The sequence below is a fragment of the Streptomyces sp. NPDC024632 genome (genome assembly GCF_055559175.1).
In genome coordinates this window covers 75794-88182 of record NZ_JBVHLD010000009.1, presented here as the reverse complement: position 1 = coordinate 88182, position 12389 = coordinate 75794, and the positions used below count along the sequence as shown (strand labels likewise).

Below are 12389 nucleotides of genomic sequence, written 5' to 3'. Positions count from 1 at the left end.
CGTGGATGAAGCGGGGGTGCGGGCGTACTCAGCCCTTGACGCCGGTGAAGCCGAGCCCGGCGACGATGTACTTCTGGCCGACGGCGAAGAACAGGATCGGCGGCGCGACGGCGAGCACCATGGCCGCGATGAGCTGGTCCTGCGGTGCCTGGGTGGCGAGTTGGGCGAGGGCGACGCTGATCGGCTGCTTCTCCGGATCGGTGAGCGCGACCAGCGGCCAGATGAAGTCCTTCCAACTGTGCATGACCGCGAGGAGGCTGATCACGGCGAGCACCGGCCTGCTCATCGGCAGCACGATCCTGGTGAGCAGTTGCCAGGTGTTCGCCCCGTCGACCCGTGCCGCGTCGAAGAGTTCCTTCGGCAGCGCGTCGAAGAACTGCTTGGCGAGAAGCACCGTGAAGCCGTTGGTCCCGGCGGGCAGCCAGATCGCCCAGTACGTGTCGCCGAGGTTGAGGTGCAGCAGCGGCAGGTCGATGACGGTCATGAAGAGGCTGACCATGTTCACCGTGTACGGCACGAACATCGTGGCCAGGATCGCGCCGTAGACGGCCTTGCCGAAGCGCGGCTTGAGGACCGACAGCGCGAAGCCCGCCGTCGCGGAGACGAAGAGCTGCACGAACCACGATCCGCCGACCACCAGGAAGGTGTTCATCAGATAGCGGCCGACGCTCAGGTCGGTGTACGCGGTGGCGAAGTTGCCCGGCCGCGGCCGGTCGGGCCACAACGCCAGCGGGTGGTTGGTGAGTTCGGTGGGCGCGGACACCGCGCCCTTGACCATCCAGTACAGCGGTCCGATGCCGATGAGCAGCAGCAGGATCAGCGTCAGCGCCTGGACGGAGCGGACGGCCGCCCGTACGCCGGGCCGCCGCCGGTCGTGGGCGGAGACGAAGGTGGTGAGGGATTCGCTCAGCAGGGTCATGACGTGCTCCAGCCGCGGGTGGCGCGCAGATACACCCCGGACAGCAGGCCCAGCGCGAGCACCATCAGGAAGGAGAGCGCGGCGGCCTGGCCGTACTCGCCGTCCTGGAAGGCGTAGCGGAAGATCAGCAGCAGTACGGTCAGCGTCGCGTTGTCGGGGCCGCCGCCGGTGAAGACGTACGGCTCGGTGAAGACCTGCACGGTGTTGATGAGCTGGACCAGCAGCAACAGGCCGATGACCGAGCGCAGTTGGGGCAGCATGATGTGCCAGATCCGGCGCCAGACGCCCGCGCCGTCCACCTCGGCGGCCTCGTACAGCTCGCCGGGGATGCCGACCATCGCGGCCAGGTAGATCAGCACGGCGCCGCCCATCCCGGCCCAGGTGGCCTCCAGGACCAGCGAGAGCATCGCGGTGTCGGAGGACTCCAGCCAGGTGTACGGGCCGAGGCCGACCTTGCCGAGCGCGGTGTTGAACAGGCCGCTGCCCGGGTCGTAGAACCACTTCCACAGCAGGATCGCGACCACGGGCGGGATGACGACCGGCAGATAGACCAGGAAGCGGTACACCCCCGCGCCGCGCCGTACCGTCGACATCACCGCGGCCAGGATCAGCGGCGCGGGGAACCCGATCAGCAGACCGAGGCCGACGAAGAACAGGGTGTTGCCGACGGCGGTGCCGAGCAGCGGATCGTCGAAGACCGCGCGGAAGTTGTCGAAGCCGACCCAGACGGCGGGATCGACGAGATTGGTCCTCTGGAAGCTCAGCAGCAGGCTGCGGACGATCGGCCACCAGGCGAACAGCCCGAAGACCAGCACGGCCGGGAGCAGGAACAGCCAGGCCGTGATCTGCTTGCGCGCGGCGGTCCCGCCGCGGCGGCGGCCCGCGCTCCCCTCGGCGGGGGCGACGGGTGCGGGCGCGGCGCGCCGGGAGTGGGTGAGCAGGCTCATGAACGGCTACTTCTGGGTGGACTGGTCGGTGGCGAGCTTGGCGTTGACGTCCTTCTCCGCCTTCGCGAGCAGCGCGTCGACGTCCGCGCCGCGGTCGGTGAGCACCGCCTGCACGACCGGGTCGAGCGCGGTGTACAGCGTCTGCGCCTCGTACGGCGGCTCGGGCTTGAGGTCGAGCGTGCCCAGCCCCTGGGTGTACGGCGCGAAGTTGTCGAGCTTGACGTTCACGTACGGCTTGATCGCCGCGTTGATCTCGGTCTGCCGCGCGGTGTCGAAGACCGGCAACGTCGGTACGCCGACCGCCGACTTGGGGTCGGCCGCCAGCGCCTTGGCCTGGCCCGCGGCGGCGTCGGTGCTGTACTGCGGCTCGGCGTAGGCGAAGGTCAGCCACTTCACGGCGGCCGCCGCGTGCTTGGTGTCGGCGGACTTCGGCACCATGTAGATGTCGCCGCCGGTCAGGGTCGCGTTGCCGCCGGACTGCGGCATCGAGGCGACGCCGAAGTCGTCGGTGTTCTCCATGCCGAACTGCGTCTTGGCCAGCCGGTAGGTGCCGGGGCTGCCCATGAACATCCCGACCTGTCCGGCCGCGAACTGCTTGATGACGTCGTTCTGGTTGTTCAGCAGATTCCGGCCGAGCGATTTGTCGCTCCAGCGCATGTCCTTGAGCAGGCCGAGCGCCTTCTTCGTGGCCTCGCCGGTGAGGGTCGCGGTGTACGTGTCGCCCTGCCGCTGTTCGAGGTCGCCGCCGAACGCGTAGGAGAGCATGGCGAGTTGCCAGCCGCCCTGGTTGTCCTTGGACTCCTGGACGAAGCCCGCCCTGCCGGTCTTCGCGGCGATCGCCTTGGCGTCGGCGCGGACCTCGTCCCACGTCGTCGGCGGCTTGTCGGGGTCGAGCCCGGCGGCCTTGAACAGCGCGCGGTTGTAGACCAGGCCCTGGGCGTAAGGATTCTGCGGGACGCCGTAGACCTGGCCCGCGCTGTCGCTCAGCGGCTTGAGGACCTGCGGGTTGAACTCCTTGAAGTGGTCCCACGACTGGAGCTGGCCGCTGATCGACTGCACCTGCTTCTGCTGGATCAGCCGCTGCGGCTCGGTGAGCGGGACCTTGATGACGTCCTCGACGTTGCCGCCGGCGAGCTTGGCGGAGAAGGTCAGCGGGTCGAAGACGGTGGTGGAGCCCTTGACCTTGATGCCGGGGTTGGCCTTCTCGAAGTCGGCGACCTGCTGCTTGAAGAGGGTCAGCGCGGCCTTGTCGGTGGCGGGCGGCATGCCCTGGACGCGGAGGGTGAGGTCGCCGCCGCCGTCGCCGCCGCCGGACTTGCTCGGGGTGACGGCGGAACAGGCCGTGAGGGCCACGGACACGGCTATGGCGGTGCAGCCGAGCAGGGCCGCGTTACGGGATTGTCTGGACATTTCGTCTCCACGGAGGGCAGGGTGAGGTCGGTGCGGGGTGCCTTGCTGTGAATGGGGGGACGCGGTTCCCGGGGCGGGTCGCGCCGATGTGCGCCGTGGCGGCCGGTGGGCCGCGGGTACGGCGGGTGACTCAGCGGCCCGGCGCGGGCCCGGTGGAGGCGCGGGGGACCAGCCGGGAGCCGATCTCCACGAAGGGGGTGGCCCGCGGGTCGGCGGGCGCGTCGGCACGCGCCGCGCCGTGGCCCGCGATGGTCTCCAGGAGCAGGTCGGCCGCCCGGGTGGCGACCTCCTCCGGGTCGATCCTGATGGTGGTGAGGCTGGGGGTGGAGACGGACGCGAGCAGGGTGTCGTCGATGCCGATGACGCTGACGTCACCGGGCACGCTCACGCCGAGGCTCGCCATCTGGTGCAGGACGCCGAGGGCGACGAGGTCGTTGTGGGCGAGCACGGCCGTCGCGCCGTGCGCGGCGACCAGCGTGGCGGCCAGCACGCCCGTCTCGAACCGCGGCTCGTAGGGCCCGAGTTCGACGAAGGAGACGTCCTGCGCCTCGAAGGACTCGTGGATGGACTTGCCGCGGCTCAGCTCGTCCCGTGAGGCGTTGATGAACACGCACCGGCGGTGGCCGTACGCGCGCAGGTGCTCCACGGCCTGCGCGATCCCGGCCGACAGCGAGATCCGTACCTCGGGGATGCCGGGCACATGCCGGTTGACGACCACCAGCGGCATCTGGTCGGCCAGTTCGCCCAGCCGGTCCTCGGTGAGCGTGGACGCCCACAGCACCAGGCCGTCGACCCGCTTGGAGACCGCCGCGATCGTCTCCAGCTCGTCGGCCTCGCGCTCGTCGCTGTCGGCGACCAGCACGGTGTAGCCGAGCCGCCGGGCGCGGGCCTGCATCGCCTTGACGATGGGCGGGAAGAACGGGTTGGCGATGTCGGGGATGATCAGCCCGAGCGTGCCCGTGCCGCCGCCGCGCAGGCTGCGCGCCGCCGGGTTCGGCGCGTAACCGAGCTTCGCCGCGGCCTCCAGGATGCGCTGCCGGGTCTTCGGCTGCACCTGGTCGGGCGCCGTGAAGGCGCGGGAGACCGTCGACACCGATACGCCCGCGGCGCTCGCCACCTCCCGGATCGTGATTGCCACGGACCGCCTCCTCGCGTCGCTGCTGCCGGATGCCGTGGATCCTTGCGAACGTTCCCGGAGGTGTCAAGAGTGTTACCGCAATGAAAATCTCCAGTGCAGCAGGGTCTTGCGGATCAGGGCGGTCCTTGCGGATGATGCGTTCTCAGCAAGCATGATGAAGTTGCGGGAACGTTTTCATAGCGGCTCACCGGCCGCGGACGGCGCCGCGCACAGTGCCTCACTCGCGGGGGCCTCACTGACGGAGGAGCGGGATGAAGATCACCGGCCTGGAAGTGCTGACCCTCCCCGACCACGGCGACAGCATGATGCTGGTGGTGGTCGACACCGACGAGGGCATCCACGGCCTGGGCGAGGTCGGCATCAGATCCCGGCAGCGGGCGGTCGCGGGCGGCCTCGAACACCTCGCGGAGCTGATCGTCGGCGAGGACCCGCGGCGCATAGAGCACCTGTGGCAGGTGATGTTCCGCCGCGGCTTCTTCCCCGCCGACCGCATCATCGGCGCCGCCATCGCCGCCGTGGACGTCGCCCTGTGGGACATCCGCGGCAAGGCGCTCGGCGTGCCGGTGCACGACCTGCTCGGCGGACGCGTACGGGACTGGGTCCCGGCGTACGTGCACGTCGGCGACGACTACCACGACCGCGAGCGATTCCTCGACCGCTGCCGGGAGTTGGTCGCCGAGGGCTGGCGGCATGTGCGCTTCTCCGCGCCGCACGACGTGGACGACGTCCTCGACGCCCGGCGCTGCCTGCGCGATTCGGTGAGCCTGTTCCACGCGGTGCGGGACGCGCTCGGTGACGAGATCGAGCTGATCCTGGACGTGCACACCCGGCTCGACCCGCCCGAGGCGGTCACCCTGTGCCGCGAGATCGAGGCGGCCCGACCGTACTTCGTCGAGGACCCGCTGCGCAGCGAGAACCCCGAGAGCTACCGGATGCTGCGCGCGCGGACCGGCGTACCGCTGGCGGCGGGCGAACAGTACGGATCCAAATGGGAGTTCAGGACCCTGATCGAGGAGGAGCTGATCGACTACGCGCGCGTCGACATCGGGGTGGCGGCCGGGCTGACCGAGGCGAAGAAGATCGCCGCGATGGCGGAGACCCACCACATCAAGCTCGCCACCCACAATCCGCTGGGCCCGGTCACCGCCGCGTCCTCGCTCCAACTCAACCTGGCCTGCCCGAATGTGGCGATCCAAGAGCACCAGACGGACCCCGAGCCCGCCATCGCCGCGCTCTTCCCCACCCGCCCGGCCATCTCCCCCGGCCGCGTCACGCCGACCGACGCGCCGGGCCTCGGCGTCACCCTCGACCGCGACGCCGCCCGCGCCCACCGCGCCACGACGACCGAACGGCCCCATCTGCGCACGCCGGACGGCGCCTTCACCAACTGGTAGCCGGATCAGGGCACGTCGGACGCGGATTCGGCGGGCGTTACGCGACCGGGGACGGGACGACCGGGACGGCCGCGTTGGGGTCGTGGCCCGCGAAGGCCAGGGTGATGACGAAGCCCGCGACCTCCTCGACCTGGCGGGCGCGGTCCAGTCCGCCGAGGACGGCCGGGGTCGCGGCCACGTCCCGGACGAGGCGGGCGACCACGTCCAGCGCGGCCGGGTCGTCGCCGCAGATCGGGACGGTGACGGCCGGCCCGACGGGGTCGGTCCACTGGGTCGAGGGGAAGAGGTGGAACGCCTTGACCACATGCGCGCCGGGGGCGCGGGCGGCGACGCGCCCGGCCATGGACTCGGCGGGTCCCGTGAGCAGGACTCCGGCGCCGTGCGCCACCGCGTTCGTGGGGTCGATCAGCGGCGTCCCGGCCAGCAGTCCCTCGGCCGCGCCCGCCGCGCCCAGCATGTCCTCCGCGCCGTCCCACGCGACGGCGAGCAACACCGCGTCCCGCCCGCTGACGGCCGTCCGGGGCGCGACGGCCCGCGTGCCGCGGCCCAGCGCCTCGGCGAGCGCCGCCGCCTTGGCCGTCGAGCGCCCCGCGACCACCACCTCGTGCCCGGCGCGCAGCCAGCCCTCGCCCAGCGCCCGCGCCAGCGTTCCCGTACCGAGAATCCCGATCCGCATCCTTCGCTCCCTCGACCGTGCCCCTGTGCCGTGGCCCGCGCCGCGCCCGTGGCCTGTGCCGTGACCAGCGCCTTGACCCGCGCTGCGACCAGTCCCCGCCCGGCGCCGTGACCAGCGGCGATCGTCTGACGGATACGGTAGGGAAGCCGATACGCACCGGCCGGTGTGCGAGGGACGGACCATGATGGGTGGCGCGATGAGCCCTCACGAGAGCCCCGACGAGACGCGCGAGAGCCCCGGCGCGCACTGCTACGAACGGGTCGCCGACTGCCGGCTGCGCGCGGCCACCGACCTGTTCGCCCACACCTGGGACCCGGTCGTGCTCGCGGCGCTGCGCACGGGCCCGCGCCGCCGCCGCGCGCTGCGCGCCGCGATCGGCGGGATCAGCGACAAGGTCCTGACCGAGACGCTGCACCGGCTGCTCGGGAACGGCCTGGTGGGCCGCCGGGCGTACGCGGAGGCGCCGCCGCGCGTCGAGTACGGGCTGACCGCGCTGGGCGAGAGCCTGGTGGACGGCCCGATGCGGGCGCTCGGCCGCTGGGCCCTCGACCACGGCGACGAACTCCTCGACGCCCAGGAGGCGGCGCATGCAGCGGCGCAAACGGCGGCGCATACGGCGGCGCGCGAAGCGGCGCGGGGCGCCGAGGAGTGGTGAGCAGTCGGTGAGCGGTGATGAGCGGTGCGTCGCGGTGGCTCGCCGGGGTACACGGTGGCTCGCCGTGCCTCGCCGTGCCTCGCGGTGGTGGGGCGACAGCCCGCTACGACGCGTAGAAGTTCCGCTGCCAGCGGTGCTTGGCGAGGATCGCGAGCTGCTCGTCGGTCAGCGGCGTCCCGTCGCTGACCGCGGTGTTGCGCTCGACATTGCGCACCGACCGCATGCCGGGGATGACGGTGGAGACGGCCGGCGCACTGAGGACGTAGCGCAGGGCGGTCTCGGCGATGGCGTCGGGGGCGATGCCCAGGTCGTCCACGATCGCCCGGACGCGCTGCTCGACCTGGGCCGGGCGGTCGCCGCGGAAGTAGCGGTTGCGGAAGTCGCCCTCGGGGAAGGTCGTACCGGCCGTGACCGCGCCGGTCAGACCGCCCTCGTCGAGCGCGACGCGGACGATCACGCCGACGCCGTGCTCCTGGCAGGCGGGCAGCAGCGACTCGGCGGGCGTCTGCTCGAAGATGTTGTAGATGACCTGGACGGTGTCCACGACACCGCTGCGGACCAGCGCCAGCGAGTTGTCCGTCTCGTGGTCGTTGATCGAGACGCCGAACAGCCGGATCTTGCCCTGCTGCTTGAGGTCGGCGACGGTCTCCAGCCAGTCGCCCCTGCCGACCCACTCGTCCCGCCAGACGTGGAACTGGAGCACGTCGAAGTGGTCGAGGCCGCTGGCGCGCAGGCTGGTCTCCAGGCTGGCGCGGATGTGCTCGCCGGAGAACGCCTCTTCCGCGGTCACCCCGGCGGGCGCGGGCCATGTGCCGTTGCCCGGCGGGACCTTGGTGGCGACCAGGATCTCGTCACCGGCCGCCGCCCGCTCGCGGACGACCCGGCCGACGATGCGCTCGCTCTCGCCGTAGCCGCGGGCGGTGTCGATGAGGTTCACGCCGAGGTCGACGGCCCGGTGCAGGGCGCGCACCGACTCGTCCTCGGTCGCGCCCACCCACGCCCCCTCGCCGATGCCCCAGGCGCCGTAGCCGATCTCCGACACGGACAGGCCGCTGCGGCCCAGTTCGCGGTAACGCACAGACTTCCTCTTCTCGGGGTTGCGGAATGCGAAGGCGCGGGCGGACCGTCAGCCGGCGGCGCTGAGCCGGGCGATCTCGTCGGCGTCCAGGGTGAGTTCGGCGGCGGCGACCGAGTCGCGGATGGTCTCGGGGCGGCTGGAGCCGGGGATCGGGACGACGACCGGGGACAGCGCGAGCAGCCAGGCCAGGCAGACCTGCTGCGGGCTGACGCCGTGCGCGGCGGCGACCTTGGCGAACTCCCCGTAGGAGGAGCCGAGTTCACCGGCGTGGGCGATACCGCCGAGCGGGCTCCACGGCAGGAAGGCGATGCCCAGCTCGTCGCAGAGCGTCAACTCCGGCTCGCTGGAGCGATACGCGGGCGAGAACTGGTTCTGCACCGACACCAGGCGCCCGCCCAGGATCTCCTGGGACAGCCGGATACGGTCCGGGCTCGCGTTGGAGATGCCCGCCATCCGGATCTTGCCCGCGTCCAGCAGCTCGGCGAGCGCGCCGACCGACTCCTCGTACGGCACGGCGGGGTCGGGCCGGTGGAACTGGTAGAGGCCGATCGCCTCGACCCCGAGCCGCCGCAGCGACGCCTCGCAGGCCGCCTTGATGTGCTCGGGCCTGCCGTCCAGCGTCCACGAACCGTCGCCCGGCCGCAGGTGGCCGCCCTTGGTCGCGACCAGCACGCCGTCGCTGTCGCCGCCGTACGAGGCCAGCGCCTTCGCGATCAGCGACTCGTTGTGCCCGACCTCGTCGGCGTGCCAGTGGTACGCGTCCGCGGTGTCGATCAGGGTCACCCCGGCGTCGAGCGCCGCGTGGATCGTCGCGACGGAACGTGCCTCCTCCGGGCGCCCCTCGATCGACATGGGCATCCCGCCCAGCCCGATCGCGCTGACCTCGACGGCACCGATACGACGGCTCTGCATGGTTTCGCGCCTCTCTCATTCCACCTACGACGACAACGGACCTCCAGCTTCACCCGTGGGGCGGGCAGTCGTCCAATAGAAGAAAGCGAACGAATTAAGAAGCGCGGCCGTTCAATGCGCGCCGTAACTCATTCCGCGAAGGTGAACCCGGCCAGCAGCGCGTCTCCGGTCAGTGTCCAGGTCAGCGTGTGCGGGCCGGGGCCGGGCGGGGCGGACAGCGGCGCGGTCAGCTCCGTCCAGGTGTGCCGGTCGGCGGTCGGCGGCGGGGTGAAGGCGGCCAGCGGCGCGCCGTCGCAGCGCAGCTCGATCCCGGACGGTTCGGCGCAGGACCCGCCCTCGGCCGCCGGACGGCTGACCTCGACCGCGACCGTACGCGCCCCGGTCAGGCCGACGTCCCGGAAGACGGCGGTGGCCGGTTCCCCCGGCGCCGCGGGGCCGACCGCGTCACCGGAGACGGGGCCCGCGTCCAGCAGCCGCAGCCCCGTACAGGCGTCGAAGTCCACGGCCGCCACGCGCACTCCGACCGCCGTACGGGGAGCGGGAGTCGGGCCGGTGACCTCCAGCCGGGCGGTCGCGGCGACATCCTGGACCCCGCGCGCCACGAGGACGTCGTACGCGCCCGGGTCCACGGTGAAGGCGCCGGTCCCGACGTCCCAGTGCGCGAGCGCGTCGGCGGGCACCTCGACGCTCACCTCGCGCCGCTCGCCCGGCGCGAGCCGCACCTTGCGGAAGGCGGCGAGCCGCAGCAGCGGCGCGTCGTAACGGGCGTCCACCGCACGGGTGTAGAGCTGCACGGTCTCGGTGCCCGCGCGCTCCCCGGTGTTGACGACGGTCACCGTCGCCGTCACCGGCTCGCCCGGCGCGATCCGCGCCGCCGACAGCCGCAGGTCCTCGTAGCCGAACGTGGTGTACGACAGGCCGTGTCCGAACCCGTAGAGCGCGGGCGCGCGGTGGTACTGGTACGTCCAGCCCGCCGTGATGATGTCGTAGTCCAGCGGCGGCGGGAGCGGGTCGCCGCCGCGGTACCAGGTCTGCGGCAGCCGCCCGGTCGGCTCGCTCGCGCCGAGCAGCACCGCCGCCAGCGCCCGGCCGCTCTCCTGCCCGCCGTGCGCGGTCCACAGCACCGCGGGCACCCGCTCCTGCGCCCAGTCGAGCGCGTACGGATAACTGCTGGTCACGACCAGGACGGTGCGCGGCTGCGCGGCGGCGACCGCGCGCAGCAGCGCGTCCTGCGCGGGCGGCAGGGCGGTGTCGGGGCGGTCCTGCGTCTCACGGCCGTTGATCAGCGGGTCGTTGCCGAGGATGACGACGGCGGTGTCGGCCGCGGCGGCGGCGGCCCGCGCCTGCGCCATCCCGTCGCGTACGACCGTACGGCGCCAACTCTCGCCCTCCGCGGGGGTGTCGGCGCTCACCGTCACGCGCCCGGTCGCCCCGTCCACGGCCGCGTACCGGCCGCTGTGCACATGCCGCAGCAGCTCCGTACCGTCCGCCCGCTCCTCGAGGCGGAAGGTCTCCTGGACGTCCCAGCCGTTGGGCAGCATCTGATCCGCCGTCAGCACCTTTTTCCCGGAAGCGTTTTCGTCGCCGCCGCTGGGAACACCTCCGTCGCGCGCGGTCAGATAGCGGCCGGTGCGGGCGCTGCGCAGGGTCAGCACACCGCCGCCCCAGTCGAAGACGTCGAAGCAGAAGTCGTCGGCCGGGACCTCGGCTGCCGGGGCCGCGAGCAGCAGCGGTCCCGCCGGGTCGCCGGCGGGCACCGACAGCGCGCCGTCCGACGAGGTGGCGTGCAGGGCGATCCGGTCGACGCCCTCGACCACGGCGGTCACCTCGTCGCCGCGCGCGGCCAGCGCGGCCGTCAGCCCGTCGGCGGCCGTGATCCGGTACGGCATCGTGCCGCTGTACCAGTCCTCGAAGAGGGTGTCCGCGAGCGGCCCGATCACCGCGACCTTGTGCGATGCCCCCGCGACCGGCTCCAGCGGCAGCGTCCCGTCGTTCTTCAGCAGCACCACCGCCTCCGTGGCCGCGCGCAGGGCGAGTTCGCGGTGCGCGGGCGAGTCGACGGCGTCCCAGCCGATGGCCGCGTACGGGTCGCGCTCCGGGTCGAACTCGCCGAGCCGGAAGCGGATCGCGAGCTGCCGCCGTACCGCGCGCGTCACGTCGTCCTCGTCGATCAGCCCGCGCCGCAGCGCCTCCTGGAGGCGGCCGACGGTGACGGCGGAGTCCTCGCCGTGGTCGGTGAAACTGTCGACCCCGGCGCGCAGCGCCGCCGCGTGCGACTCGGCGTGGTCGGTGAAGTAGTGCTCGGGGTCGACCAGATTGCTCGGCGCCTCGGCGTCGCTGACCACGAACAGCTCGTGCCCGGTGGGCGCGGCCCAGCGCCGCAGCTCCGACTCGATCAGCGGACTGACATGGCAGGGACGGCCGTTGACCAGGTTGTACGCGAGCATCGCGCCGGTCGCGGCGCCCGAGGCGACGGCCGGGCGGAAGGCGGCGAGGTCGTACTCGTGCAGCACGCGCGGGCGCAGCCCCGAGGAGGTGACGCAGCGGTCGTCCTCGTTGTTGTAGGCGAGGAAGTGCTTGAGGATCGGCGCCGTGCGCAGGTGCTCGGGGTCGTCGCCCGCCATGCCCCGGCAGTAGGCGTCGCCCAGGCGCGCGGTGAGCAGCGGGTCCTCCGCGTAGCCCTCCTCGTTGCGCCCCCAGCGCGGGTCGCGGAGCAGATTCACCACCGGCGCCCACGCCTGGAGGCTGATCGGCCCGGCGCCGATGGGCGCGGCCCTGTGGTGGTGGAAGGCGCGCTGCTCGACGGAGACGGCCGTCGCGACCGCGTGCGTCAGCTCCTCGTCCCAGGTGGCGCCCAGGCCCACGGCCTGCGGAAAGGTGGTGGCGGTGCCGAGCCACGCGACGCCGTGCAGCGCCTCGGTGCCGGTGCGGAAGGCGGCGATGCCCAGCCGGGGCACGGCCGGGGCGTACTGGTGCAGCAGCGCCACGCGTTCGTCGGGGGTGAGCCTGCCGAGCAGGTCCTCGACCCGTTCGCGCAGCGGCAGTTCCGCGTCGCGGAAGGGCGGCCGGTCGTGCACGGGCGTCGTACTCACTGAGGCAAACCCCTTGGGCCGGTGACGTGGTGAAGCGCTTCGCCGAAGCTGACACGCCGCCGACGAGGGTGTCAACGGGTCGCGCACAACCTCCGTCCGGCGCACCGCTGTCGAATTCATCGAACGCCCTGACCAGGGCGGCGATGATGTCCGCAGGACCGTACGGTG

10 protein-coding genes are annotated in these 12389 nt (G+C 72.4%); 2 read left to right on the top strand and 8 right to left on the bottom strand.

Translation table 11 applies throughout. From position 1 onward, the window contains the following. Positions 1–28: 28 nt before the first annotated feature. The 4 genes from ACZ37P_RS20090 to ACZ37P_RS20075 form a co-directional block, all read right to left on the bottom strand. Entirely contained in the window at positions 29–919 is an 891-nt protein-coding gene (locus ACZ37P_RS20090) for a carbohydrate ABC transporter permease (protein ID WP_355339801.1), read from the bottom strand. Continuing rightward, positions 916–1866 carry a carbohydrate ABC transporter permease gene (locus ACZ37P_RS20085; RefSeq protein ID WP_467347782.1) on the bottom strand — a complete coding sequence of 317 codons (951 nt, stop codon included), beginning with the start codon at positions 1864–1866 and terminating at the stop codon, positions 916–918. Before ACZ37P_RS20085 ends, ACZ37P_RS20090 begins: the two co-directional genes overlap by 4 nt. 6 nt (positions 1867–1872) lie before the next feature. Then, on the bottom strand, positions 1873–3276 hold the full coding sequence (locus ACZ37P_RS20080; protein ID WP_467347780.1) for an ABC transporter substrate-binding protein: 1404 nt from the start codon (positions 3274–3276) through the stop codon (positions 1873–1875). A gap of 130 nt (positions 3277–3406) precedes the next feature. Next, complete coding sequence (locus tag ACZ37P_RS20075; RefSeq protein WP_355339792.1) at positions 3407–4414, bottom strand: LacI family DNA-binding transcriptional regulator; 1008 nt, start codon at positions 4412–4414, stop codon at positions 3407–3409. A 251-nt stretch (positions 4415–4665) separates the two neighbouring features. Between ACZ37P_RS20075 and ACZ37P_RS20070 the strand changes: the two genes are divergently transcribed. Then, positions 4666–5808 carry a mandelate racemase/muconate lactonizing enzyme family protein gene (locus ACZ37P_RS20070; RefSeq protein WP_355339789.1) on the top strand — a complete coding sequence of 381 codons (1143 nt, stop codon included), beginning with the start codon at positions 4666–4668 and terminating at the stop codon, positions 5806–5808. A gap of 37 nt (positions 5809–5845) precedes the next feature. Here the strand turns inward: ACZ37P_RS20070 and ACZ37P_RS20065 are convergent, their stop codons facing one another. Beyond that, positions 5846–6484 carry an NADPH-dependent F420 reductase gene (locus ACZ37P_RS20065; protein WP_401851532.1) on the bottom strand — a complete coding sequence of 213 codons (639 nt, stop codon included), beginning with the start codon at positions 6482–6484 and terminating at the stop codon, positions 5846–5848. A 196-nt stretch (positions 6485–6680) separates the two neighbouring features. Here ACZ37P_RS20065 and ACZ37P_RS20060 point away from each other — a divergent pair, with 196 nt between their 5' ends. After that, positions 6681–7139, top strand: a complete 459-nt coding sequence (locus ACZ37P_RS20060) for a winged helix-turn-helix transcriptional regulator (protein ID WP_467347777.1) — start codon at positions 6681–6683, stop codon at positions 7137–7139. 103 nt (positions 7140–7242) lie between these two features. On the opposite strand, the gene ACZ37P_RS20055 is transcribed toward ACZ37P_RS20060, so the two are convergent. The 3 genes from ACZ37P_RS20055 to ACZ37P_RS20045 all read right to left on the bottom strand — a co-directional run bounded on the left by ACZ37P_RS20055 (position 7243) and on the right by ACZ37P_RS20045 (position 12221). Continuing rightward, positions 7243–8217: an aldo/keto reductase gene (locus ACZ37P_RS20055; RefSeq protein WP_391041793.1), complete on the bottom strand. Its 975-nt coding sequence runs from the start codon at positions 8215–8217 to the stop codon at positions 7243–7245. Between the two features lie 48 nt (positions 8218–8265). Next, complete coding sequence (locus ACZ37P_RS20050; RefSeq protein ID WP_355339778.1) at positions 8266–9129, bottom strand: aldo/keto reductase; 864 nt, start codon at positions 9127–9129, stop codon at positions 8266–8268. A 128-nt stretch (positions 9130–9257) separates the two neighbouring features. Then, a complete protein-coding gene (locus ACZ37P_RS20045) occupies positions 9258–12221 on the bottom strand; it encodes a glycoside hydrolase family 3 C-terminal domain-containing protein (protein WP_467347775.1) in 2964 nt (987 codons plus the stop codon). Positions 12222–12389 lie beyond the last annotated feature (168 nt).

Excerpts from the sequence above, each read along its gene's own strand:
- ACZ37P_RS20090 (WP_355339801.1), bottom strand. The coding sequence starts at position 919 with ATGACCCTGCTGAGCGAATCCCTCACCACCTTCGTCTCCGCCCACGAC.
- ACZ37P_RS20085 (WP_467347782.1), bottom strand. The coding sequence starts at position 1,866 with ATGAGCCTGCTCACCCACTCCCGGCGCGCCGCGCCCGCACCCGTCGCC.
- ACZ37P_RS20080 (WP_467347780.1), bottom strand. The coding sequence starts at position 3,276 with ATGTCCAGACAATCCCGTAACGCGGCCCTGCTCGGCTGCACCGCCATA.
- ACZ37P_RS20070 (WP_355339789.1), top strand. The coding sequence starts at position 4,666 with ATGAAGATCACCGGCCTGGAAGTGCTGACCCTCCCCGACCACGGCGAC.
- ACZ37P_RS20065 (WP_401851532.1), bottom strand. The coding sequence starts at position 6,484 with ATGCGGATCGGGATTCTCGGTACGGGAACGCTGGCGCGGGCGCTGGGC.
- ACZ37P_RS20060 (WP_467347777.1), top strand. The coding sequence starts at position 6,681 with ATGAGCCCTCACGAGAGCCCCGACGAGACGCGCGAGAGCCCCGGCGCG.
- ACZ37P_RS20050 (WP_355339778.1), bottom strand. The coding sequence starts at position 9,129 with ATGCAGAGCCGTCGTATCGGTGCCGTCGAGGTCAGCGCGATCGGGCTG.